24 protein-coding genes are annotated in these 26290 nt (G+C 35.8%); 17 read left to right on the plus strand and 7 right to left on the minus strand.

The window, feature by feature from the left end; translation table 11 throughout:
* The first annotated feature begins 23 nt into the window (after positions 1-23).
* The 5 genes from hemA to hemN are packed head-to-tail and all read left to right on the plus strand — an operon-like array spanning position 24 to position 5500.
* Entirely contained in the window at positions 24-1310 is a 1287-nt protein-coding gene (gene hemA / locus KF816_12565; protein ID MBX3008847.1) for a glutamyl-tRNA reductase, read from the plus strand.
* Positions 1311-2252, plus strand: coding sequence for a hydroxymethylbilane synthase (gene hemC / locus KF816_12570; protein MBX3008848.1), 942 nt, complete (start codon positions 1311-1313; stop codon positions 2250-2252).
* Positions 2249-3040, plus strand: coding sequence for a uroporphyrinogen-III synthase (locus KF816_12575; protein ID MBX3008849.1), 792 nt, complete (start codon positions 2249-2251; stop codon positions 3038-3040). The genes hemC and KF816_12575 overlap by 4 nt, the downstream gene beginning before the upstream one ends.
* A gap of 13 nt (positions 3041-3053) precedes the next feature.
* Positions 3054-4100, plus strand: coding sequence for a uroporphyrinogen decarboxylase (hemE, locus tag KF816_12580; protein ID MBX3008850.1), 1047 nt, complete (start codon positions 3054-3056; stop codon positions 4098-4100).
* A 23-nt stretch (positions 4101-4123) separates the two neighbouring features.
* The gene (gene hemN, locus KF816_12585) at positions 4124-5500 is read left to right on the plus strand and encodes an oxygen-independent coproporphyrinogen III oxidase (GenBank protein ID MBX3008851.1); all 1377 of its coding nucleotides are present in this window, start codon (positions 4124-4126) and stop codon (positions 5498-5500) included.
* A gap of 40 nt (positions 5501-5540) precedes the next feature.
* On the opposite strand, the gene KF816_12590 is transcribed toward hemN, so the two are convergent.
* Complete coding sequence (locus KF816_12590) at positions 5541-5879, minus strand: hypothetical protein (GenBank protein ID MBX3008852.1); 339 nt, start codon at positions 5877-5879, stop codon at positions 5541-5543.
* Between the two features lie 71 nt (positions 5880-5950).
* On the opposite strand from KF816_12590, the gene hemH reads away from it, so the two are divergent.
* The 5 genes from hemH to hemB are packed head-to-tail and all read left to right on the plus strand — an operon-like array spanning position 5951 to position 12821.
* Positions 5951-6904 carry a ferrochelatase gene (hemH, locus tag KF816_12595; GenBank protein ID MBX3008853.1) on the plus strand — a complete coding sequence of 318 codons (954 nt, stop codon included), beginning with the start codon at positions 5951-5953 and terminating at the stop codon, positions 6902-6904.
* Between the two features lie 59 nt (positions 6905-6963).
* The gene (locus tag KF816_12600) at positions 6964-9072 is read left to right on the plus strand and encodes a M3 family metallopeptidase (protein MBX3008854.1); all 2109 of its coding nucleotides are present in this window, start codon (positions 6964-6966) and stop codon (positions 9070-9072) included.
* A 21-nt stretch (positions 9073-9093) separates the two neighbouring features.
* Positions 9094-10389: a beta-lactamase family protein gene (locus KF816_12605; protein MBX3008855.1), complete on the plus strand. Its 1296-nt coding sequence runs from the start codon at positions 9094-9096 to the stop codon at positions 10387-10389.
* Positions 10390-10406: 17 nt separating this feature from the next.
* Positions 10407-11783 carry a protoporphyrinogen oxidase gene (gene hemG / locus KF816_12610; GenBank protein MBX3008856.1) on the plus strand — a complete coding sequence of 459 codons (1377 nt, stop codon included), beginning with the start codon at positions 10407-10409 and terminating at the stop codon, positions 11781-11783.
* 48 nt (positions 11784-11831) lie between these two features.
* Positions 11832-12821, plus strand: coding sequence for a porphobilinogen synthase (gene hemB / locus KF816_12615; protein ID MBX3008857.1), 990 nt, complete (start codon positions 11832-11834; stop codon positions 12819-12821).
* 37 nt (positions 12822-12858) lie between these two features.
* Here hemB and KF816_12620 read toward each other — a convergent pair whose 3' ends face one another.
* Positions 12859-13365, minus strand: coding sequence for a PaaI family thioesterase (locus KF816_12620; protein MBX3008858.1), 507 nt, complete (start codon positions 13363-13365; stop codon positions 12859-12861).
* Between the two features lie 14 nt (positions 13366-13379).
* Entirely contained in the window at positions 13380-13709 is a 330-nt protein-coding gene (locus KF816_12625; GenBank protein MBX3008859.1) for a DHCW motif cupin fold protein, read from the minus strand.
* 135 nt (positions 13710-13844) lie between these two features.
* On the opposite strand from KF816_12625, the gene hemL reads away from it, so the two are divergent.
* On the plus strand, positions 13845-15131 hold the full coding sequence (hemL, locus tag KF816_12630) for a glutamate-1-semialdehyde 2,1-aminomutase (GenBank protein MBX3008860.1): 1287 nt from the start codon (positions 13845-13847) through the stop codon (positions 15129-15131).
* A gap of 204 nt (positions 15132-15335) precedes the next feature.
* On the opposite strand, the gene KF816_12635 is transcribed toward hemL, so the two are convergent.
* From KF816_12635 to KF816_12650, 4 genes are all read right to left on the minus strand, one after another.
* Positions 15336-15743 carry a hemerythrin family protein gene (locus tag KF816_12635; protein MBX3008861.1) on the minus strand — a complete coding sequence of 136 codons (408 nt, stop codon included), beginning with the start codon at positions 15741-15743 and terminating at the stop codon, positions 15336-15338.
* A gap of 13 nt (positions 15744-15756) precedes the next feature.
* A complete protein-coding gene (locus KF816_12640) occupies positions 15757-16164 on the minus strand; it encodes a bacteriohemerythrin (protein ID MBX3008862.1) in 408 nt (135 codons plus the stop codon).
* Positions 16165-16229: 65 nt separating this feature from the next.
* Positions 16230-17429, minus strand: coding sequence for an ATPase (locus KF816_12645; protein ID MBX3008863.1), 1200 nt, complete (start codon positions 17427-17429; stop codon positions 16230-16232).
* A gap of 81 nt (positions 17430-17510) precedes the next feature.
* A complete protein-coding gene (locus tag KF816_12650; protein ID MBX3008864.1) occupies positions 17511-18149 on the minus strand; it encodes a hypothetical protein in 639 nt (212 codons plus the stop codon).
* Between the two features lie 508 nt (positions 18150-18657).
* On the opposite strand from KF816_12650, the gene ilvD reads away from it, so the two are divergent.
* Genes ilvD through KF816_12680 form a run of 6 tightly spaced genes read left to right on the plus strand, consistent with a single transcriptional unit; the run spans position 18658 to position 26287 of the window.
* Complete coding sequence (gene ilvD, locus KF816_12655) at positions 18658-20334, plus strand: dihydroxy-acid dehydratase (GenBank protein ID MBX3008865.1); 1677 nt, start codon at positions 18658-18660, stop codon at positions 20332-20334.
* 15 nt (positions 20335-20349) lie between these two features.
* Positions 20350-22068: a biosynthetic-type acetolactate synthase large subunit gene (gene ilvB, locus KF816_12660; GenBank protein ID MBX3008866.1), complete on the plus strand. Its 1719-nt coding sequence runs from the start codon at positions 20350-20352 to the stop codon at positions 22066-22068.
* A complete protein-coding gene (ilvN, locus tag KF816_12665; GenBank protein ID MBX3008867.1) occupies positions 22068-22586 on the plus strand; it encodes an acetolactate synthase small subunit in 519 nt (172 codons plus the stop codon). Before ilvB ends, ilvN begins: the two co-directional genes overlap by 1 nt.
* Positions 22583-23590: a ketol-acid reductoisomerase gene (ilvC, locus tag KF816_12670; GenBank protein MBX3008868.1), complete on the plus strand. Its 1008-nt coding sequence runs from the start codon at positions 22583-22585 to the stop codon at positions 23588-23590. Before ilvN ends, ilvC begins: the two co-directional genes overlap by 4 nt.
* A complete protein-coding gene (leuB, locus tag KF816_12675) occupies positions 23590-24687 on the plus strand; it encodes a 3-isopropylmalate dehydrogenase (GenBank protein MBX3008869.1) in 1098 nt (365 codons plus the stop codon). Before ilvC ends, leuB begins: the two co-directional genes overlap by 1 nt.
* 31 nt (positions 24688-24718) lie before the next feature.
* Entirely contained in the window at positions 24719-26287 is a 1569-nt protein-coding gene (locus KF816_12680) for a 2-isopropylmalate synthase (protein MBX3008870.1), read from the plus strand.
* Positions 26288-26290 lie beyond the last annotated feature (3 nt).

A 26290-nucleotide genomic window follows, 5' to 3' on the forward strand; every position in this document is an offset into this window, starting at 1 on the left:
ATTATTAGAAAAGAAACGCTTTAATGAATTTAGTAGCAATTTCAATCAATCATCGCTCAGCACCCTTAGAATTAAGAGAAGCACTCCATCTAAGCAATAATGAAAGTATCGAATTAATTGAGAGCTTGAAAGAATCATTTTCGGAAGGGGCGATAATATCTACTTGCAATAGAACTGAACTCTTCTTGATGCCTAAGGATAATTTAATTCATCCCGATTTCATTATTAAAAAGTTGACCTCCTTTAAAAATATTACAGGAGAAAACCCCGAGCATTATACTAAATATTTTTCGTGTGGAGCAGTTAAACATTTATTTTCGGTGGCATCAGGAATTGATTCCCTTTTAATTGGTGACAGCCAGATATTGGGGCAGGTAAAAGAAGCTTTTGAACTTTCAGATGATCTGAAATTTATTGGTCCAATTACCCGTAGAATTTTTGAAAATTCACTCCGCGTTGGTAAACGAGCAATTAAAGAAACTAGCATCGGCGAAGGAGCAATAACTGTAAGTTATGCCGCAGTTCAATTAGTAGAAAAAATATTCTCTAATCTTGAAAAAAAATCCGCTCTAATAATTGGTGCTGGCGAAACCGGAGAACTTGCCGCCATAAATCTAAAAGATAAGGGTATTGGTAAAATTTTTATTACTAACCGAACTCAATCAAAAGCCGACTTACTCGCTTCTAAATTGAACGGTGAAATTCTTCCATTCGATAACTTTAAGAAATCATTAAGTGAGTTTGATATAATTATAAGCGCTACTAGTTCAGAGAATTATATATTGGAGTTTAGCGATATTAATGAAGCGGTGAAGAAACGTGGCGGGACACCAATGGTTATTATGGATATAGCAATCCCGCGAGATATTGAACCAAAAGTAAAAAAAATTGACAGCGTTTTCTATCACGATATGGATTCACTGAAAATTATAGTTGATCAAAATTTGAGTAAGCGAAAGAGTGAGATCCCACTTGTTGAAAATATAATAATGGAAGAAATGATTTCCCTTTTCAGTTGGTATAATTCACTCGGGATTGTTCCAACAATAAAATCATTACGCGATTTTTTTGATGAGATAAAGACTGATGAACTTGATAAATTAAAGAATAAAATTACTCCGGAAGATTATCAGAAAGTAGAGGATATGACACGGAGAATGCTAGGAAGAATACTGCATAATCCAACAAAAAGATTGCGTGAAATTGCTGAATCGGGTACCAATGTTCAGGAAATTACCACGAATACTATTTTATTAAACGAGTTATTTAATTTGGATAAATCCACACATAACCGCAATGGTGATTCATAAATGAAAAAACAAAAAATTATTATAGGCTCACGGGGCAGTGAACTTGCAATGTGGCAGGCAAAATTTGTTAAAAAGGAATTGGAAAAGAAGAACAAAAATTTAGCCGTCGAAATTAAAATCATAAATACTAAAGGGGATAAAATTCTCGATGTTGCATTATCAAAAATTGGGGATAAAGGTTTATTCACAAAAGAACTTGAGAAAGAATTATTGAATGGTACAATTGATTTGGCTGTTCATAGTCTCAAAGATTTACAAACACAGATTCCCAAAGGTTTAAAACTTGCGGCGGTTACCAAACGCCATCCGGTGCAAGATGTTTTGATTGCAAGAAAAAAAGGAATAACAATTCATACTTTACCTGAAGGAGCAACTGTTGCTACCGGTTCATTGAGAAGACGAGCTCAGTTACTTCACATTCGTCCCGATATAAAAATTGAAGAATTGCGGGGTAATGTTCAAACCAGAATTAAAAAATTTGAAGATTCAAATTGGGATGCAATTATACTTGCGCGAGCCGGAATAGAAAGGTTGAAACTCAACAAGTACATTTCTTCAATAATTAGTGTTGATGAAATACTTCCGGCCGTTGGTCAAGGTGCCCTTGGAATTGAAATACATGAAAACAACAAATTTGTATTTGATACTCTCCAATCGATTAGTGATATTAATACTTACACCGCGGTAATTGCCGAGCGATCCCTATTAAGCACACTTGAAGGAGGATGTCAAGTTCCTATTGGCGCATTCGCCGAGGTTAAATCGAATGGATTGTATCTTGAAGCTGTAGTTGCGGCAATTGATGGTTCTATCTCATTTAGGAAAAAAGTTCGCGGTAAAATTAATAACCCTCAATTATTGGGAAAGCAGTTGGCTAAAGATTTATTAAAGGCGGGCGCCAATAAAATATTGAATGATATTTATATCAATGTGCGGTCATGACCGAAAAACTACTTGAAAATAAAATAGTTTTTGTATCAAAGGCGAAGGATGCAAGTTTAAGTTCCATTTCGGAATTAGAAAAAAATGGCGCAGAAGTAATTTATATGCCAACCATTTCGATTCTTCCCAAATTGTTAAGTGAGCATGAATCGAGTTTATTGAAGAATTTAGCACAGTACAGTTATTTAGTTTTCACCTCTTCTAATGCGTGTGATATTTTTTTCCGTCATGTTAATCTAACAAAACTTATTTCATCACAAATAATTATCGCGGCAGTTGGTACTACTACAGCTAAAACTTGTGCAGATTATGGATTACGTGTCGATATCATACCGAAGAAATCTAATGTTGTTGGATTAATTGAAGAGTTTGAGAAAATAGATATTGCTTCCAAAAAAATATTATTGCCGGTCTCTGCTCTTTCGGGAGATGAATTACCTGAGGCATTAACCGAAATGGGAGCGCAGGTTGATATTATTCATATTTACGATACAATTTGCGGCAGCGGTTCGGCTAATCAATATTTAATTGAAAAGGTAAAGCAGGTTGTCCCCGATATTTTTGTTTTCACGAGTCCCTCATCATTTACCTGTTTTCTAAAAATATTTAATATCAACGAACCTGAAATCTTTTTTGAAGGAAAAGTTATTTGCGCGCTTGGTCCTACTACCGAGAGTGTAATCACAAATCTTGATTTAATAGTTAATATTGTTCCGGAGACTACTACACTTAGCGGAGTTGAGGAATCTATAATAAAATATTTTTATTCTATTCAAAATATGGTATAACGGAGGAAATTTGATAAATATTCAAAATGATTTATTCTTGAGGGCTTGCAAAAGACAACCGGTTGAGAGAACCCCAATTTGGATTATGCGCCAAGCCGGTAGATATCTGCCTCAGTATAGAGCGGTGCGTGAAAAATCTGATTTTATAACAATGTGTAAAACTCCCGAACTTGCAACAGAGGTTACATTACAACCTGTTGATTTAATTGGGATTGATGCCGCAATTATTTTTTCCGATATTTTAGTTATTCCTGAAGCTATGGGTATGTCACTTGAAATGATAGAAAGTAAAGGACCAAAATTATATGAACCGATTAGAAGTGCCTCACAAATAAAGGATCTCCGAAATATCGATCCATACAAAGATTTAAAGTATGTGTTGGATGCAGTTTCCTTGACGAAAAAAGAATTAAATGGCAGAGTTCCTTTAATTGGTTTTGCCGGTTCACCTTGGACTTTAATGACCTATATGGTTGAAGGAGGCGGTTCAAAAAGTTTTTCTGAAATTAAAAAATTTATTTATAATCAGCCCGCCGCTGCTCATAACCTATTGGAAATAATAGCAGATAATGTTGCTGATTATTTATCCGCAAAAATTGAAGCCGGTGCAAATGCTATTCAAATATTCGATACGTGGGGTGGGCTCCTTGCACAACATGAATTTTTAGAATTTTCGCTTCAATACATTGAAAGAATAATTTCAAAAATTAAAAGAAAAGATGAGCCGGTAATTGTATTCGCAAAAGGTGTTCATCATAATTTAGATAAATTGGCAAATTGTGGAGCGGATGTTATTGGACTTGATTGGACGATGAATCTCGGTGAAGTAAGAAAAACTGTAGGAAATAAAGTTGCTCTTCAGGGTAATCTTGACCCAACAATTCTTTACGGCAGCGAAGATAAAATAAAGGAAGAGACAATTAAAGTATTATCATCCTTTGGTATTGGAAGTGGACATATATTTAATCTTGGGCATGGAATTCTCCCAGATGTTGAGCCGGCTAAAGCAAAATTTCTTGTTGATATTGTGAAATCGGAGAGCAAAGCTTTTCATAAATAATATTATAGTTTTAAAGGAAAATAATGTTTGATATAAATTTAGATTTAATTAAAAAATATGACCGTCCCGGTCCACGATACACAAGTTATCCAACCGCTCCCCAATTTAATGCCGAGTTTGATTCAGAAAAATTTAGGGATGAAATTATCAGAACCAATAGTGATCTTAATCCTCCCGATTTATCTCTTTATTTTCATCTCCCCTATTGTGATACTTTATGCTACTTCTGCGGATGCAACATGATTATCACCCGCAATAGAGACAGAATTGGTGAATATATAAAGTATATAAAAAATGAGATTGATTTAACCCGTACACTTGTAAAAACCGGTCGGCAGGCAGTGCAATTACATTGGGGAGGCGGAACACCAACGCACTTAAATCCCGATGAGATAGTAAATCTTGCAACGTATATCAATCATAGTTTTACATTTACTGCTGGCGCTGAAAAGGGCTGTGAGATTGATCCGCGCGGTTTAACTCGTGAGCATTTAGAAGCACTTCGTCAATCGGGATTCAATAGAATTAGTATGGGAGTTCAAGATTTTTACGAAAAAGTTCAAGTTGCAGTAAATAGAATTCAACCTGAAGAGATGACAAGACAAGTTGTTACCTGGGTTAGAGAACTTGGCTTTCAAAGTATCAATCTTGATTTAATTTATGGTTTACCTTTTCAAACTGAAGAAACCTTCGCAAAAACTGTCGATGCGATAATTGATATCTCCCCCGATAGAATTGCAGTTTTTAATTATGCGCACGTACCTTGGATGAAGAAACACATGGAATTAATAAAGGCTGAAGATTTGCCTACGCCGGAAGAAAAACTAAATATCCTTAAAATGACGATTCAAAAACTTACAACTGCTGGTTACGATTTTATAGGGATGGACCATTTTGCCAAGCCCAATGATGAATTAGCTATAGCACTGCGTGAAAAAAAACTATACAGAAATTTTCAAGGGTACAGCACTCACGCCGGAACAGACCTATATGGATTTGGAATAACAAGCATTAGCCAAATTGGACGCTGCTATTCTCAAAATGTAAAAAAAGAAAAAGAATATTTTGACGCACTAAATAATGAACGCTTTCCGGTGGAAAGAGGTTTTTATCTCAGCGAAGATGATATTATACGCAGACATGTGATCACAAAATTAATGTGCGATTTTGAACTGGATATAGCTGGCGTTAATAAACTATTTAACATAAGATTCACTGATTATTTTGCGACTGCGCTGAAGGGATTACAAGAATTTATTGATGACGGATTGGTTGAGTACCAAAATGATAAAATAAGAATTACCGATATGGGAAGATTATTAATCAGAAATATCGCGATCAATTTTGATTGGTATATCGAGCAAAAAAACGATAATGCTAAATATTCAAGAACTGTATAAATTAGAGATACAGATTTACTGCATCTCCATTTGAAATTAACTATTTGCTCTCTGAATCTACTTTTAGTGTCGGCGGATTTGTATTTAGAATAACTACTGTATAGTTTCTATCTTCTGCGGCATTAAATGGGATAGAAGGAGAAACACTTTGACTTTGAATTACTGCGGTGGCAAGAATAGAGCCTTCAACAATTTCTCTATAGCTTGTAGTACTACCGGCATTTACATCATTTATATTTATTGTATTGCCGTCAGCTTGTTTTACTTGCACATTGGCTTTATTTGCTCCTTCGTTTTTAACTCTGACACTTGGTGGTTCAGAAGAACAAGCGGTTGTAAGCGCGGCTATTAATAGTAGTAAACCAAATAGTTTTTTCATTAGGGAACCTCCTATTTTGATTGAATTGATTTTATACAAAATTAGCTTTTTTTTATTGAAAGGATAGTGATTTGAATAACAAAACGGCTGTTATATTATTTAATCTGGGTGGTCCCGACTCACTTGATGCGGTTCAGCCATTTTTAGAAAATCTTTTTAACGACCCCGATATATTCAAGTTACCATTTCAAAAATCTCTGGCAAGATTTATTTCAAAAAAAAGAGCACCTAAAGTTGCGGAAGAGTATAAACTGATTGGGGGGAAATCCCCTATTGGGCACTGGACTGAACTTCAGCGTAAAATGCTGGAAGAAAAGTTGAGAGTAAAAAATAATGACATTCATGTTTTTACAGCTATGCGATATTGGCATCCTCTTACTGAAGAAATAGTTAAGCAGATTTCTCAGATAAATTACGATAAAATAATACTACTCCCCCTGTACCCCCAATTTTCAATCTCTACCACCGGTTCTTCTTTTAATGAATGGAAAAGATATTACAAAGGTGATGATTCAAAACTTCGATATATTAATTCATACTTTAAAAATGATAAATATATTGGAGCAATAAATCAGCGTATTGATGAATCTTTAGAGAAATTTCCAGCAGATGTAAAAACAAATGTTCAATTAGTATTTAGTGCTCATGGAACTCCTCAAAGCTACATAAAAAAGGGGGATCCATATTTATGCGAAATTATGACATGCGTAGATGAAGTAATGAAAGCCCGAAATCATTCCCACGATCATCATCTTTGTTTTCAGAGTAAAGTTGGGCCCATGAAATGGCTTGAGCCCTCAACAGATAAAATGATTGAGGAACTGGCATCTCATGGCAAAAAGGATTTGCTGATTATTCCAATAAGTTTTGTGTCGGATCATGTTGAGACTTTATTTGAGCTGGATATTGAGTACCGGCATATTGCCGATGAGTGTGGGATAAATAATTATATCGTAATGCAAGGGTTGAATGATTCACAATTATTTATTGATGCGCTAGCTGAGTTAGTAGAAAAAGAATTGTAGCAGATCTTGTTCTGTCAGATCCACTGCATTTCAAAAATAAATAATCACACGGAGCAGTTATGAAATCCAAATTAGTTTTGTTAATAATATTTTTATTTTGTTCAATTATTAGTGCGCAGGGAAACAGAGACATGAATAATCCATTTTTCAAGAACTGGGATACACCTTTTGGTACACCTCCTTTTAATGAGATTAAACTAGAACATTACCTACCTGCTTTTAATGAAGGTATAAAGGAATTATTAGGGGAGATTGCGGCAGTAGCAGAAAATAATAATACTCCAACATTTTCAAATACAATTGAAGCTCTTGAGAAAAGTGGTCAGCTACTCACAAATGTTCGACGAGTGTTCGATAATCTAAACTCTGTTATCACAAATGATGAAATGCAGAAGATTGCACTCCAAGCCGCACCATTGTTATCAAAAATTAATGATGATATTTATCTCAATCCCAAACTTTTCAGTAGAATAAAATCACTTAATCAGAAGAAGGATGAGCTAAATTTAAATCCGGAACAAAAAAAGTTATTAGGCGATTTGTACAAGAGTTTTGTTTTAGGCGGAGCTAATCTTTCCGATTCTGAAAAAGATAAATTGAGAAATATTAATGAAGAGCTTTCCATTTTGTTTGTAAAATTCAGCGACAATATTCTGAAGGAAACAAACTCAGTTGGATTGGTTATTGATAATAAAGATGATTTAAAAGGATTACCTGAATCGGTTATTCAAGGTGCGGCTGAAACAGCTAATAATAAAGGCCTAACTGGCAAGTGGGCATTTACATTACAGCGTGCGAGTTGGACTCCATTTCTTCAATATTCAGATAAACGGGAATTACGAGAAAAACTCTACAAAGCATACATCAATAGAGGTAATAATAACAATGAAAATGATACTAAATCACTAATAAATAAAATTGTAAATCTTCGCATTCAAAAAGCTAATCTTCTCGGTTTCAAAGATTTTTCATCACTGGCACTCGATAGAGCAATGGCCAAAAATTCAAAAAACGTTACCAGTTTTTTGAACCAACTTTGGACTCCTGCAATTAAAAGGGCAACTGCCGAAGTGACGGATATGCAGAAGATTATTGATAATGAAAATGGCGGATTTAAATTGATGCCATGGGATTGGTGGTACTATTCCGAAAAAGTTAAAAAAGAAAAATATGATCTTGATGAAACCATGCTGCGCCCCTACTTTAAATTAGAAAACGTTGTTGAGGGGGTATTCACTCTTACTTCCAAACTCTTTGGATTAAAATATGTCGAAAGAAATGATATTCAGATTTATCACCCGGATGTGAAGGTCTATGAAGTACAGGAAGCAAATGGAAAACATATCGGTATTCTTTACACGGATTATTTCCCAAGAGAAACAAAATCAAGCGGTGCATGGATGTCGGAGTTTAGATCACAATCAAATATGGATGGGAAATTTATTAGTCCGGTAATTTATAATTGCGGAAATTTTTCAAAACCAACAACTGATAAGCCTGCTCTACTTAGTATTGACGAAGTGAAAACTTTATTTCATGAATTTGGGCACGGGTTACATGGACTGCTTTCAAATGTTACATACCCTGGTGTTTCCGGAACAAACGTAGCCCGTGATTTTGTTGAGCTACCGTCTCAAATCATGGAGAACTGGGCTACAGAACCAGAAATGTTGAAATTGTACGCCAAACATTATCAAACGGGTGAAGTAATACCTCAGGATTTAATTGACAAGTTAAACAATGCTGGTTTGTTCAATCAAGGGTTTGAAACAGTAGAATATCTAGCCGCTTCTCTACTCGATATGGATTGGCATACATTAACCTCTCAAAATGAATTTAACGTTGAAAACTTTGAAAAAGAATCACTTAGTAAAATGGGTATAATAAAAGAAATTAATTCACGTTATCAGAGCACCAATTTTCTTCATATTTTTTCAAGCGATGGATATGCTTCGGGATATTACAGCTACATATGGGCGGCAGTGCTTGATGCCGACGCGTTTGAGGCATTTAAGGAAACATCTTTGTTCGATCAAAAAAATGCATATGCATACCGCAAGTATATTCTTGAAAAAGGTGGAAGTGAAGAACCAATGGAATTATATAAAAAATTTAGAGGAAGAGAACCAAAGATTGATGCGCTTCTTAACCGTCGCGGATTAAATTAAAATTATTTCAACGGAGTTGAGATGAAAAAGTTAGGCTTTTCATTTTTGATGATAATAGTCCTTTTTGTTAATTCCTTTGCACAAAAAAATCAAAGCGGACAATTAAAATATAGTTCCCCCTCTTCACAAAATTTTTCTATTGAAAGATTAAATAGAATTGATTCTGTATTACAACAACATGTAAACAATAAATGGTGCGCTGGTGCAGTTGCTTTAGTAGCAAGAAATGGCAAAATAGTTTACCACAAAGCTCTTGGCTATGATGATGTTGATTCAAAAAGTCTGTTGAAAAAAGATGCCATCTTTAGGATAGCCTCGCAAACAAAAGCAATTACAAGCGTTGGAGTAATGATACTTTATGAAGAGGGAAAATTTTTACTGGATGACCAGATTTCTAAATATATCCCCGATTTCAATGATTTGAAGGTGCTCGATAAATTTGATGTTACTGACTCTTCATTCACAACTGTTGACCCAAAACGGGAAGTTACAATACGAGATTTATTAACCCACACCTCAGGTATTGGGTATCCGCAAATCGGTTCACCTGAAATGAATGCAATTTACGCAAAACTGGGTATTGGCGGTGGGATTGGTACGGAGAATACAACTCTTTCCGAGCAAATGGAAAAACTAACTAAAGCGCCATTATTTCATCAGCCGGGGGAACGTTTTACATACGGATTAAATACTGATCTACTTGGATATTTAATAGAAGTGATTTCGGGAATGAGTTTAGATAAATTTTTGGCAGAAAGAATATTTAATCCACTTGGGATGCATGATACATACTTTATAATTCCTAAAGAAAAGCAGAGTAGATTAGCAACATTATACTCGGAAGAAAAAGATAAAACATTGAAGAAAATTAATCCCAACTCTAAAGCAAATGGTTTGAATATTAATTACCCAAATAATGAGAAGACTTATCCATCAGGTGGTGCTGGTTTATCATCAACTATTTTAGATTATTCCAAATTTCTGCAAATGCTTTTGAATAATGGGGAGTACAACGGTAAAAGAATATTGAGCCGAAATACAGTGCGAATGATGACTATGAATCAAATTGGGGACTTGTCAATTAGCAGAGCTACAAACAAATTTGGTTTAGGTTTTGAAATTACTACTGAATTAGGGAGCTCAAAATTTCCTAATCAAATTGGGTCTTTTAATTGGGGCGGAATTTTTAGTACTTCATACTGGGTTGATCCTAAAGAAAAAATTGTTGCACAGCTATACTTGCAAAAATATCCTAACAGTTATGGAGATCTTCATAATAAATTTAAGGTTTTAGTTTACCAGGCAATAAATGACTGATTCTAATAGAGATTAATTTGAAAAAAAAAGTTGTAATACTTGGTGCCGGTATTTCCGGTTTGACTACAGCATATTGGCTTTTTAAAGATGGATTTGATGTAACAATTCTCGAAGACCGTAAAGAACCGGGCGGTTCAATGCAAACAAGATTTGAAGAGGGTTTCCTCACAGATCTGGGACCAAACAGCGGATTGGAAACTACTCCCCTCATCAAACAAATTGTTGATGAAGTCGGTCTCACTGATAAGATGATTTATGCGAGTGATTCATCTAATAAAAGATATATTCTACGCAACGGACAACTTCACGCTCTTCCCACTTCATTACCGGTTTTTCTTTCTACAAAATTATTTTCATTGAAAGGAAAACTGAGGTTATTCGCTGAACCATTTATTGGGAAATCGGATGACGGTTATTATCAAAGCATTGCCCAATTTGTAACAAGAAGATTAGGAACCGAATTTTTTGATTATGCTATTGATCCATTTGTAAGTGGAGTATTTGCTGGGGATCCACATAAGTTAAGTGTAAAATCTGCATTCCCGAAATTGTACCGGCTTGAGGAACTTTACGGTGGTTTAGTAAAGGGAATGTTTAAAGGCGCTCGGGAAAGAAAAAAAAGAAATGAAAAGTCAAAGCAGAGCGCTAAAATGTTTTCATTCATTGATGGAATGCAATCCTTTCCAACGGCAATTGCAGAAAAGTTGAAAGATAAAATACATTTCGAGAGTGAAGTAAAGAGTGTAGAACGAAGAGATGAGAAGTGGATAATCAATTATGAGCATAATAATGAAGTGAAAGAAATTAATGCGGATATTGTAATTTCCACATTGCCTGCAGTTAATGTTGCCGACGTCTTTGGCGCTCTTGATTCTGAACTAAAGAACCACTTAAATCAAATTTATTATCCACCTGTAATGGTATTGTATCTCGGATTCAAAAAATCTGCAGTCGGACAAACACTCGACGGGTTTGGTTATCTAATTCCTTCAAAAGAAAAGAAAACTTATTTAGGTGCTATTTGGAGTTCGGTCATATTTCCAAACCGTTGTAGTGAAGAAAACGCGGCATTCACTATATTTATTGGTGGTGCGCGAATGTCTCATTTGTTTGAAATGCAAAAGGATGAATTAATCGGTAAAGTTATTAGTGAATTTAAATCACAGATGAAGATCAGTGATAATCCGATTTTCTTGAAAGAGCATTTATGGCATAAAGCTATTCCGCAATATAACTTAGGTTACATTGAGCACGAAAACTATTTTGATAAATTTGAAAAAGAGCACCCTGGACTATTTGTCAGCGGAAATTTTAGGGGTGGAATTTCTGTTGGCGATTGTGTGAAAAATTCTGAAATTGTCTTTAACAAAGTTAAATCTTTTGTTACAGTATAATCTGGCATTCTGGCCAATTTAAATAGAGAGAAAAGAGAAGGAGCATAAATGCAGAACTATCCGATGCAAAGATTACGTAGATTGAGGTATAATTCTATAGTTCGCGATATGATTCGCGAAACAACACTTTCAAAAAATGATTTGATATATCCATTATTTGTTGTTCCAGGTGAAAAATTAAAGAAAGAAGTCCGCTCGATGCCGGGTGTATTTCAAATGTCGGTTGATGTTATTGTTGAAGAATGTAAAGAGGTTGAATCTCTCGGAATTCCAGCCGTTATAATTTTTGGAATTCCCGAACATAAAGATGAAGTTGGTTCCGGGGCATATGACCCCAACGGCATTGTTCAGCAAGCAGTCCGGGCAATAAAAGCCGGCACAAAAAAATTAGTTGTTATTACCGATGTGTGTTTGTGCGAATACACTTCTCACGGACATTGCGGAGTACTAAACGGGGAGGAAATATTAAATGATGAGACTGTCTCCCTTTTAGCCAAAGAAGCAGTATCACACGCTCAAGCCGGAGCTGATATAATTGCTCCATCCGATATGATGGACGGAAGAGTTCAGGCAATTAGAAAAGCATTGGATTACAAAGGATTTCAGAATATCCCGATTATGAGTTACGCTGTAAAATATGCTTCGGGATTTTATGGTCCATTCCGTGACGCCGCTGAATCGGCTCCCGCGTTCGGCGATAGAAGATCGCATCAAATGGATATCTCGAATGCGCTTGAAGCTCTGCGTGAAGCTGAAAGTGATATTAATGAGGGCGCAGATATAATAATGGTGAAACCCGCTGGCGCTTATCTGGATATTATTTGGAGAGTAAAAGAAAAGTTTGGTTTGCCGACAGCCGCCTATCAAGTTAGCGGTGAATACGCAATGATTAAAGCAGCTGGTATTAATAATTGGATTGATGAAGAACGTGTAATGATTGAATCGCTTATTGCAATAAAACGTGCCGGCGCTGATATGATTTTAACATACTTTGCCAAAGAAGCCGCCAAATATATTGATCGGCTTAGTACAAAATAATTTTATAATGCCGGATAAATACCGGCATTAATTTTTATTAAATCTCTATTTCTTTTGGATCGGTTTCAAGCTCAACAATTTTCCATTCATTCTCTTCCCTATCGAAATCAGTAATTTTATCGAGCGGTACTTTCATATATTTTCCAAATGCTGTTACCGCTACATCTCCATTTTGTAGGATGATTTCACCAGTACCTTCAAACATTCTACTGCTCTCATTTGTAATCCTTCCAATCACTTTTAATTCCTCATTTAAAGGGAGAGGCTTTTTGAATTTTACACTGAGATCAATTGTAACACCCCATACTTCTTCCTCATAACGGTTTAATATTGCTCTGCCTATTGTCTCATCCAAGATAGCTGAAGCAATTCCACCATGCAATCTTCCCGGATAGCTTTGATGCTCCTCAGATGGGGTAAATAAAGCCACAAGTTCTTGACTTTCGGTAACATAAAAGTGAGCGTGAATCCCGAATTTATTTTTTAATCCGCACACAAAACATAATTTGGAATTATGCTGCTTCCCCACAATTTTATGAATCATCATTACTCCTTTAATTAATCAACGATAAAAAGTTTTACTCCGGATTCTGTATATGTTCTATGTTCGCCATCGTAATCATCAACCTGATATGAGCAACCTTTTTTGGTAATAAATTTTCTGCCATCCTTTAGTTCAGTAGTCATTTCTCCCTCAAGGACTAAAATAACATGCCCCTTTTTGCACCAATGATCGGCAAAATAACCGGGAGTATATTCAACCATTCTAACACGAATGTTGCCACTTTTAAAGACTTTCCACACAGCTTTTCCGGTAATCCCAATATGTTCTTCAGCTTCTACATTGTCCCAATCAACCACAGTAAAGGGAACATTTAAAATTTCCATATTAGTCCTAAAATATTTGCGAAGTAAAATTAAAAAATCCCCTTATTAGTTGTAGAACTTGTTTTTAATGGGCTTACTTATAATTATTTTGCGATTGTATTTTTGAACATACATTTAAGAATTTTTGGAGATTAAATGAATACCCATAAAAGTGAAGAGGTTTTTGCTGAAGCAAAAAAATATATTCCAGGAGGAGTTAATTCCCCGGTAAGAGCATTTAAATCTGTCGGTGGAAATCCAATATTTATGAAGAGCGGATCAGGATCCAAAATGACGGATGTAGATGGAAATGAGTATATAGATTACATCGGCAGCTGGGGACCACATTTATTCGGTCATAATCCTCAATTCATTAAAGATGCTTTATTGGCCGCAATTGAAAAGGGTACTAGCTTTGGTGCTCCAACAGAAATTGAAATGAAAATGGCAAAACTAATTTCTGAACTGGTCCCTTCAATCGAAATGGTGCGTATGGTTAATAGTGGAACTGAAGCTACAATGAGCGCGATCCGAGCCGCAAGAGGATTTACAAATAAAGAAAAGATTATAAAGTTTGAGGGATGCTACCATGGTCATGGTGATTTCTTTCTAATCAAAGCTGGCAGTGGTGCATTAACATTTGGTGTTCCAACTTCACCGGGTGTAACCAACGGCAATGCTAAAGATACTTTGATTGCTCAGTTTAATGATATTGATTCCGTGAATAAATTATTCGAACAGAATAAAAATGAAATTGCCGCAGTGATAATTGAACCGGTGGTTGGAAATATGGGAACAGTAATACCCACACAGTACTTTTTGAATGAACTTAGAAAATTATGTACAGAAGAAAATGCCGTTTTAATTTTTGATGAGGTGATGACCGGGTTTAGATTATCGAAAGGGGGCGCACAAGAAATATTTGGAATTACACCGGACTTAACAACTTTCGGAAAAATTATTGGTGGAGGGCTGCCAGTTGGAGCTTATGGAGGTAAAAAGCAAATTATGGAAATGGTATCTCCTGCTGGACCTGTTTATCAAGCTGGAACTTTAAGCGGTAACCCGCTGGCTATGAATGCTGGATATGCGGCATTGTCATATATTAAAAATCACCCCGAAATTTATACTCAACTGGAAAAAAAATCTGCAACAATTGAAAAGGGCTTTATTGATGCAATGAAAGCATCAGGTAAGAATTATCAATTAAACAGAATTGGGTCAATGATAACTCTCTTTTTTACAGAAAGTCCCGTATCAAATTTTAGCACCGCTATAAAATCAGATACAAACAAATACGCTAAATATTTTCATGAAATGTTGAATAGTGGGATTTATCTTCCTCCTGCCCAATTTGAAGCCCTTTTTGTTTCATTAGCTCATTCAGAAGAGGATATTCAAAAGACGATTGATGCCCACACTAAAGCAATAAAACAAATCTAAGAACATAAAAAAAGGTCTACCAGGGCAAATGATAGACCTTTTGAGGGCTTTTGAGGGGTATTGATTTGAATTCTATATTTTTAAGAACTTCAATAAGTTCTAATTAATCTCACCTGTATTATCGAACCATTCAGGCAAAAGTTTAGTGGCTAAAACAAAAAAAGTGGATACTTGTTCCTATTATTAAAGGTAAATCAGAGCCCCTTAATTAACACCCTTTGAAATTAAATAATTAACCGATTTCTTATCGCTTCCCAGTATGTGATCATTGAGCCATTTTTTGAGAAATTCCAACACTTCCATTGCTAGTACAATTTTCCCGGAGTCGAAATCCTCCTTAATTTTACCGGCGGTTTGTAATAAATCGGTATGGATTTTTTTATGGCCCTCTTTTTCAGGATAGCTGTATTGCTCAAACAGTTTTTCCTCAGTTTGAAAATGATAAACGGTGTAATCCACCAGCTCGGTCAAAGTTTTACCCAGTTGCTCTTTACCCTTGCCAGCTTTCATGCTATCGTGCAATTCATTTATTAAATCAACTAATTTTTGGTGCTGTGCATCAACAGTTTTATTCCCTAACTGAAGCGAGCTATTCCATGTTATTAATGACATAACTTTTCCTTATTTATTTTATTCCTTTTGAATTTAAAAATGAGGTGTACTTTTTATCAGTTCCCATGATATGGTTGGTCAACCAATCTTTCAGAAAATTCATCAATTCAATAGAGAGTGTGTTTTGCCCCGACTCATACTTTGAGATAAACTCTTTTAGTTGATCAATTAGGTCTTTGTGAGTTTTGGAATGTGTTCTCCCTTCTGGGTAGTTATACTGTGCAAATAATTTTTCCTCAAATCCAAAATGATTTGAAGTATATTTTAACAACTCCGATAGAGTTTTACCTACAACCTCTTTTCCCCGCCCGCTTTTCATTGCGTCATGCAACTCGTTTATAAGGTCAATCAGTTTTTTATGCTGATCATCAATATCTCTTATTTTAACGGAATAATTTTCATTCCAGCTTATTAAAGCCATACTAACCTCGTGATAGTGGTTTTAATAGTAATTATCGAACGAGTTAGAAAAATGTTTAATATTAATTAGCTTAATGGTTTAGATGAAATTGGGTGAGAGGCAAAAAAATCGTTATAAAATCGGGGGATATATTCTTTTAACAAGTATTGAATACGACTAAAATTATTTGAATTTATGATTAAACCGGCATGATTCTTTTTTTCTAATTTCCAGCAAATTTCCGAGTCAACATAATAAGATAAATCGGGGTTTTCCACTTTCGCTAAGGATTGGATTATTGCAGCATATTTTCGTTCAATTATTGGAATTTTGTAATCAGAATTAAGTTCAAGTTTGGCCCATTCCCTCCAAAGATTGACCGATGAAGCGGCTTCGATCATTTCTGCTAAATTTGCCCCGCCCACCCTTGCTGATGTTTCCAAAAAATAAAAATTACCTTCGTAATCTTTTATATATTCAGAATGTGCAACCCCTTGAACTAACCCTAATCCTTCAACCACTTTTTTATTTATGTCGCAGAGTTTAATATCATCGTCGGAACCATACTCTATATTATAACTTGTAAAAACCCTCCCGTTGTGAGCCACATCTAATGGAGGCAAACCATACTTACTATTAATGGTAAATAATAAATTGCGATCGAAGATTATACTATCCGAATGATAAACTTCCCCCGGTATAAATTCTTCAAGTAAATAATTTGACTGCTCATCTCCTAAAAGTTCGAGAGTTTGCCATAATTGTTCAGCACCATTAATTTTTTTTATACCAACAGCACCCGCTTGCATTCTTGGTTTAAGAAGAGTGGGATAATTAACACTTTTAAGAAATGTTTTAATCTTCTCGTAGTTAAGGATATGAACAAATTTCGGGATTAAAATTTCTAGTTCCTCTGCTCTTACACGCATTGCAAGTTTGTCACGAAAATATCGAGCAGTTGTATCCCCCATCCCTGGAATTCTAAGATGTTCTCTCAGCCTTGCGGCCTTCTCAACATCAAAATCATCGAGCGCAACAATTCGATCGATTTGTTCGGTTCTTGCTAAATAACTTACTGCATTTATCATATGCTCAATATTCCATGATTTATCAATATCGGGCATATAAAATATTTCATCAATAGATGATTTAGGCCAGGGTGCTTCTTGCAGGCTAAGCGAAGTTAACAATAAAACTCTCCAGCCCTCTTTCTTACACTGATTAAGGAATTCAAATCCTTTTTCGTAACTAGATATGCAAAGGATCGTATTAAGATTTTCACTCATAAAGCGCATCCCATTTACTGCTTTATGTTAATCAAATATAAATTAATACTCAATTAAATTATTATACCATCGCTGAAATGATTAAAAGTAAAACCTAAATCCAGTTCTAAATAGGATTCCTCTCATATCAAATTTGCGCTCTAATATTTTTTTTCGACCCGTTTCAGAACTTTGAACCTCATATTCCCAACTGGGTTCTGAATTATGATATGTTAACTCAACAAATACATCCGATGATCGCCCAAGTTCATAATTAATTCCAGTGCCAATTCTCCATCCAAAATCGAAAGCCGCTTTAATTTCCCGGTTATCCGGGTTTTCATAATTACGATAAAATATGAACAGCGCCTCAATGCCGGCACCACCGGTAATAAATGCTTTCGCTCTCGGAGAAATTATCCAACTTCCATTTACTGAAAACATTAAAGGGACAGAATGTAAATTTGTTTTTGCTCGAAGCTCATTCAACTCATACTGAATTGGTCCATAAAATTCATTGAATTCCGAGACAAGTTTTTTATCGACATAATTTTTATTAAACCAATCTGCGCTCCAGCCGATAAAAAAATTCTCATCAATTACATAACTGCTTTCATAGCCAAGAATAAATCCGGATTCTGTTGCCTGGGGAGTAAACATTCCAACTTTAACACTTCCCACTTTTTCTTGTGCGTAAAAATTCATTGAGATAAATAAAAACATCAAAAAATACTTTTTCATTTTATTGTTCCATTTTTAGTTCCGTAATTATTGCAATCATGATGCCATGAAATATTTTATTTTTACAATTAATTTGATGCTTTAATTGATGCAATGTTTTATAAAATAGAATTCCATTATTATAATTAGGACACTCTAATATCATTATCCACGCTATGCATAAATATGCATAATTATTTTAAAAGAAATTAAATAAATCCTTGACAAACAGGACATCATCGCCTATCTTTGCCCCAAAATTATTTAACAATGAAAAACTCAACACAAAATATTATCTCTCAAAATAATTCCTTTGCTGGAGATATAATGATTGTGTCGAATTCAATTGTAAACCTTCCTTCAGTTTCTATTCTACTAGGGATCAACATTATTCTAGTCCTACTAGGAATTATTATTCTAGGCTAAAATAATAGGTCAATCCCAAAATCAAAAAACATAAGATAAAAAGAAGATAAGGGGTTGACCAAACCCAAGTATATTATCTGAAGGCAAATTAGTGAGGTAATTTGTGCGTTCCGATACTATCAAAAAAGGATTTGAAAAAGCTCCTCATAGAAGTCTGTTAAAAGCTACTGGCCAAATCAAAGGTGATGAAGATTTTAAAAAACCATTCATAGGTGTGTGTAATTCTTATATCGATTTAGTACCTGGGCATGTTCATTTACAGGAATTTGGAAAAATTGTAAAGGATGCAATTAGAGAAGCAGGTGGTGTGCCTTTTGAGTTTAATACTATTGGAATTGATGACGGTATAGCGATGGGTCACATTGGTATGCGTTATTCTTTGCCAAGCCGTGAATTGATTGCTGATTGTATAGAATCTGTTGTTGAAGCTCATCGATTAGATGGAATGGTATGTATTCCGAATTGCGATAAAATTGTGCCAGGTATGTTAATGGCTGCTGTTAGAATAAACGTACCAACAATTTTTGTATCGGGTGGACCAATGAAAGCTGGATTTACACCAAGTGGAGAAAAAGTTGATTTGATTTCGGTATTTGAGGGAGTTGGAAGATTTAAAGCCGGTGAGATAAATGAAAAACAATTGAAAGAATATGAGGATTTTGGGTGCCCGAGCTGCGGTTCTTGTTCTGGAATGTTTACTGCTAATTCAATGAACTGTTTGTGTGAGGCATTAGGAATATCTCTACCGGGGAATGGTACTATACTCGCAATCGATCCTGCGCGAAAGGAGCTAGTTAAAAAAGCCGCCAGACAAATATTAACACTTGTAGAACAAAATATAACGCCAAGTAAAATTATTACAAAGAACTCATTGATGAATGCGTTTGCTCTCGACATGGCAATGGGTGGAAGTACAAATACAATATTGCATGCTCTAGCAATTGCTCAAGAAGCAGGCATCGAGTTTAAACTCGAATGGCTTAATGAATTGGCACAGCAGGTTCCATATATATGTAAAGTTAGTCCGGCATCAAAAGATGTTCATATTGAGGATGTTGATAGAGCTGGAGGAATTTCGGCAATACTAAATGAAATTTCCAAAACTGGCATATTAGATCTCAACGCCCCAACTGTTACAGGAAAAAGTTTAGGAGAAAATATTTCAGACGCACAAATATTGGATGAGAAAGTAATTAAGACTATTGAAAATCCCTATTCTCAAAAGGGAGGCTTGGCGGTATTGTTTGGAAACTTAGCACCTGATGGTTCAATTGTAAAAACAGCTGCCGTCGATCCATCAATGCTTGTATTCTCCGGCCCGGCAGTAATATTCGAATCGCAGGATGAAGCATTAAAAGAAATATTAAACGGTGCTGTGAAAGCCGGAGATGTTGTTATCATTCGTTATGAAGGTCCTAAAGGGGGTCCTGGAATGCCTGAAATGCTCTCCCCTACTTCAGCAATAATGGGAATGGGATTGGGCAATAAGGTTGCTCTAATTACGGATGGTCGTTTTTCGGGCGGAACTAGAGGTGCATGCATCGGTCATGTTTCTCCCGAAGCTGCGGTTAGAGGTCCTATTGCCGCTGTACGAAGTGGAGACATCATTTCCATAGATATTCCAAATTGTAAAATAGAAGTTCAATTATCTGATGAAGAAATTAAGAGAAGATTAGAACAATTACCTCAATTCGAACCAAAGATTAAAAAAGGTTGGCTGGTTAGATATTCTCAATTTGTAACCTCAGCCAATACTGGCGCAGTTTTAAAATATCAATAAATAGAAAGGTACTATATGAGTCCCAAACCAAAACTTTTAAGTGGTGCAGATATTTTCTTCGAATGCTTAAAAAGAGAGAAAGTTGAGTACATCTTCGGTTATCCTGGAGGTGCGGTTCTTAAACTTTATGAACACCTTTATGATGTTGATTTTCTTCAGCATATATTGGTACGACATGAGCAAGGAGCTGTTCATGCGGCAGAAGGATACGCTAAAGCATCAGGCAAAGTTGGAGTTGTACTTGTTACTTCAGGTCCGGGAGCAACAAATACTGTTACTGGTATTGCTGATGCGTATATGGACTCTGTACCGGTTGTTATTTTTACAGGACAAGTATCATCTCACTTAATTGGGAATGATGCATTTCAGGAGGCAGATATTGTTGGTATAACCCGTCCTATTACAAAACACAGTTTTTTAGTGCGAGATGTAAAAGAGCTTGCTTCAACAATTAGAAAAGCTTTTTACATTGCCGCAACAGGCAGACCAGGTCCAGTAGTTGTTGATCTTCCTAAAGATGTTATTAATTCTAAATGCGAATTTGTTTATCCCGAGGAGGTAGAAATCCGCGGTTATAAACCAAATTATAGAGGGCATATAAATCAAATTAAAAAAGCAGCCGATGTTATTGCAAACGCAAAGCGCCCTCTACTTTATGTTGGCGGTGGAGTAATAATGGGGGGAGGTTCTCAAGAACTGGCGATATTCGCTCGTGAGAACAACTTACCAGTTACAATGACCTTGCAAGGATTGGGAGCTTATCCAGGTACTGATCCTTTATCTTTAGGAATGCTTGGAATGCATGGCACATATTGGGCAAATCGCGCAGTTGATAATTGTGATGTTTTAGTTTCTCTTGGCGCCCGGTTTGATGACCGAGTAACAGGTAAAATTGATACTTTCTCGAAAGGCTCATACAAAATACATGTTGATATTGACCCGACATGTATAGACAAAAATGTAATTGTTGACTTACCCATTGTAGGGGATGTTAAACATATCTTGGCAGAAATTGCCGCAGAGATGAGTAAAGTTCCCGAGATTGATGAATGGTGGGAACAATTAAATGCATGGAAAGAGGAATGCCCTCTTTCTTACGAGACTAGTGACGGAAAACTAAGAACTGAATATGTTATTGATAGAATTTCTCAGAAAACAAATGGAGATGCTGTGATAGTAACTGATGTTGGCCAGCATCAGATGTGGACTGCCCAGCATTATCAATATAATCATCCCCGCTCAAATTTAACCAGCGGCGGGTTAGGAACAATGGGATTTTCACTCCCCGCCTCAATTGGTGCATCCTTCGCGGTTAATGATCGACCTATAATTTCAATTAGTGGTGACGGTGGTTTTCAAATGAACATACAAGAACTTGTTACTGCTGTTGCATATAAAAGACCTATCAAAATATTCATTATCAATAACAGCTTTTTAGGAATGGTTAGGCAATGGCAGGAATTATTCCACGCTGAGAAATTTAGCTTTACAGATTTAGGGCAAAGCAACCCCGATTTTGTAAAAGTTGGTGAGGCATTTGGAATAGAATCTTACTCAACAAATAATCCAAAAGAAGTTGATGATTTATTAGATAAAGCCTTAGCCGTAACAGATAGACCTGTATTGGTGGAATTCAAAGTTGTAAAAGAAGATATGGTATTTCCGATGGTTCCTTCAGGAGGTTCAATATCTGAAATGATGGTTAAACGATTAAACCCAGTGAGGATGATGTAATGAAACATACTATTTCAGTTTTAGTAGAAAACCGATTTGGAGCATTTGACCGTGTAGCAACAATGTTCAGTGGCAAAGGCTTTAATATCAAAAGTATTTCGATCGGAGAAACAGAAATTGAAGAAGTCTCCAGAATGACAATTGTTACCGAGGGCGAAGATAAAATAATCGACCAGGTAGTAAAGCAATTAAACAGATTGATTGATACTATAAAAGTTGTTGATTTATCAGAGACAAATTATGTATCAAGAGAATTAGCATTGATTCGAGTTGGTATTCATAAAGGATCTATGGAAGAAATAAAAAATATCTGCGATATCTTCAGAGGTAATATCGTAGATATTACTCCAAAATCATTAACACTCGAAATTACCGGTCCCCCCGATAAAATTGACGCGGCTGTAAATGTTTTGATGCCTTATGGAATAAAAGAGATGGCTCGTTCCGGAATGGTTGCCTTAAAAAGAGGAGAACAGGTAATTCAAAAATTAAAAACAATTAGTGAGGATAAAAAATGAAAGTCTATTACAACGACGATGCTAATTTAGAATTACTTAAATCTAAAAAAATTGCGGTACTCGGATTTGGAAGTCAAGGTCATGCCCATGCACTTAACTTAAAAGATAATGGTATGAATATATGTGTTGGATTGCGTGAAGGATCACAGAACTGGAAAAAAGCTGAGGAAAATGGATTAACCGTAAAAACAGTGGCCACCGCTTCTGACTGGGCTGATGTTATAATGATATTACTTCCAGATCAAACTCAAAAATCTGTTTACGATAAAGAAATTGCTCCTCATTTAAAACCAGGTGACACCGTTGCATTTGGACATGGATTTAATATTCATTACAAACAAATAGTACCTCCTTCGGATGTGAATGTTATGATGATTGCTCCAAAAAGTCCAGGACATTTAGTTCGCCGTACATTTGTTGAAGGATCAGGTGTACCCTGCTTAATTGCAATTCACCAAGACCCGAGCGGGAATACAAAAGATATAGCTCTTGCATGGTCAAAAGGGATTGGGGGTACACACGCCGGTGTAATTGAAACTAATTTTAAAGATGAGACTGAAACCGATTTATTCGGCGAACAGGCAGTATTATGCGGTGGTTCAGCAGAATTAATTAAAGCCGGATTTGAAACTCTTGTTGAAGCAGGTTACCCCGCCGAACTTGCTTACTTCGAATGTATGCACGAATTAAAATTAATCGTTGATCTTTACTATGATGGTGGACTATCAAGAATGAATTTTTCTGTAAGTGATACTGCTGAATATGGCGGAATGACAAGAGGACCAAGAGTTATAAAAGATGCGGCTAAACAAGAAATGAAAAAAATTCTTGAAGAAGTACAGAATGGAAAGTTCGCCCAAGAATGGCTAAATGAATGCAATACTGGCGGCACTAACTTCGAAAAATTAAGAAAGGCAAATAGAGAACATCCTATAGAAATTGTTGGCGCTAAATTGAGAGGTATGATGAGCTGGCTTAAAGAAAAGAAAAAAGAGGTACATTAATGAAATATCGAATTACCCTCCTTCCCGGAGATGGAATTGGAATTGAAGTAACTTCAGCGGCGGTAAAAGTAATTCAGACTGTTGCAGAAAAATTTAATTTAGAACTGGAATACGATGAAAGATTAATAGGTGGCTCTTCTTATGAAAAATTTGGAAATCCACTAACAGATGAAACTCTACAGGCATGTTATGATTCTCACGTAGTTTTTTTAGGAGCAGTAGGTGGAATTCAGTGGGAATCTCTTCCGCATCACTTAAAACCGGAAGCGGCACTTTTAAAACTTAGAAAATCTTTGGGACTTTTCGCGAATATACGTCCCGCAAAAATTTATAAAGCACTCATGGATTCTTCATCATTAAAAAAAGAATATTTAGATGGAACCGATTTTGTAGTAATGCGCGAACTTACCGGTGGAATTTATTTTGGACAGCCGAGAGGTTATGATGAAAAACGGGGATGGAATACTATGGAATATACTCGTGAAGAAGTTGTACGTATTACAAAAATTGCATTTCAGATTGCAAGAGAGAGAAATAATAAAGTTACTTCTGTAGATAAAGCCAACGTTTTGGAAGTCTCACAATTCTGGCGTTCCATAGTTACGGAGATTCATAAAGAATATTCAGATGTAGAACTAAATCACATGTATGTTGATAATGCTGCGATGCAGATTGTGCGTAATCCAAAACAATTTGATGTAATACTCACTTCAAATTTATTTGGTGATATTTTAAGTGATATAGCCGGAATGATAACCGGAAGTTTAGGAATGCTACCCTCAGCAAGTTTAGGTTCAAAATATGCACTCTACGAACCAGTTCACGGAAGCGCACCAGATATTGCGGGACAAAATAAAGCAAATCCTCTAGCGGCAATTGCATCTGTAGCAATGATGTTCAAACATTCTCTTCAAATTTCGAAAGCATCAGAACTTATTGATGAATCAATTGAAAGAACTTTAGCCCAAGGTTATAGAACTTCTGATATTTATACAGAAGGAATGAAATTAGTTTCAACAACAGAGATGACTGAAAAAGTAATTGAGTGTTTCAATAATATTTATCATGAACAGGCTCTTGGCGTTTTCACTCTTTAACAATTTTACAAAATAACTTTCAGGTGTAGTAATGAAAGAAAAAATTATAATATTCGATACAACATTAAGAGACGGAGAACAATCTCCCGGCGCTTCATTAAATGTTTATGAGAAACTTGAGATCGCGCGTCAACTTGCAAAATTAAATGTGGATGTAATTGAAGCCGGCTTTCCCGTTTCTTCTCCGGCGCAATTTGAAGCGGTTAAAAGAATTGCGGATGAAGTTGATGTTATAATAGCGGCACTTTCACGCGCAAAGGAAATTGATATTAAAACCGCATTTGAATCAATAAGGAATTCTTCTAAACCGCGAATCCATACTTTTTCGAGCACTTCAGATATTCATATTCTTGGAAAATTCGGCGATTCAAAATATGGTGCGACATTAGAAGAGAAAAGGAAAACTGTAATTCAAATGAGTTATGACGCAGTTGCGTACGCTAAAACTTTTACTTCCGATGTTGAATTTTCCGCAGAAGATGCAGGCAGAACCGATATTGGTTACTTAGCAGATGTAATTGAAGCCGCGATTGAAGCTGGTGCTACAACTGTAAATATTCCCGATACTACAGGATATACTTTCCCTCATGAATATGGCAATAAAATTGCGGAGCTAAAACGGCGCGTTAAAAATATTAATAAGGCTATAATAAGTGTTCATTGTCATAATGATTTGGGACTTGCTGTAGCTAATTCACTTTCGGCAATTCAAAATGGCGCCCGACAGGTTGAATGCACTATTAATGGAATTGGTGAAAGAGCCGGTAATGCTTCCCTCGAAGAAATTGTAATGGCACTTCAAGTAAGAAAAGATATAAACGATTATTACACCGAAATAAATCAAACTGAAATTTTTAATACAAGCCGAATGGTTTCAGGCTTTACAGGAATTGTTGTTCAACCAAATAAAGCTATTGTAGGCGAAAACGCATTTTCGCATGAATCGGGGATTCATCAAGATGGGATGTTAAAGAACAAACAGACATATGAAATTATGACACCTGAATCTGTCGGCGTTAATAAAACAAAAATTGTTTTGGGAAGACATTCAGGGCGGCATGGCTTAAAAGCTAGATTACTTGAACTTGGCTATCATCCGTCAGAAGTGGATCTTCAAAAAACTTACGAGGCTTTTGTTCTTCTTGCTGATAAAAAGAAGGAGGTATTTGATGACGATCTCCGTGTATTAATGGGTGACGAGATTAATAAACGAGAAGAATTTTATGAGCTGGAATATCTTCATGTTATTTCCGGTTCTGATATGATACCAACAGCAACAGTAAAAATTAAATCTCCTGGTAAAGTTTATCAAGAATCTTCAACCGGAGATGGACCAGTTGACGCGAGTTTTAACGCTATTGAACGGGCATTAGGTATAAAACTTAATGTTGAGTCTTATCAAGTTAGATCTGTTACTTCGGGAAGACAGGCATTGGGTGAAGCAATAATTCGAATTCGCCAGGATGAAAAATCATTTAATGGAAGAGGCATTTCAACCGATATTATTGAAGCCAGCGCTAAAGCATATATTCAAGCAATCAATAATTATGAAATTTTTTCTAAATCAAAATATGAAGTTCAAGAAATAAGTCTTGTATAAAGC

The organism is Melioribacteraceae bacterium, from assembly GCA_019638015.1.
Classification (GTDB): domain Bacteria; phylum Bacteroidota; class Ignavibacteria; order Ignavibacteriales; family Melioribacteraceae; genus JAHBUP01.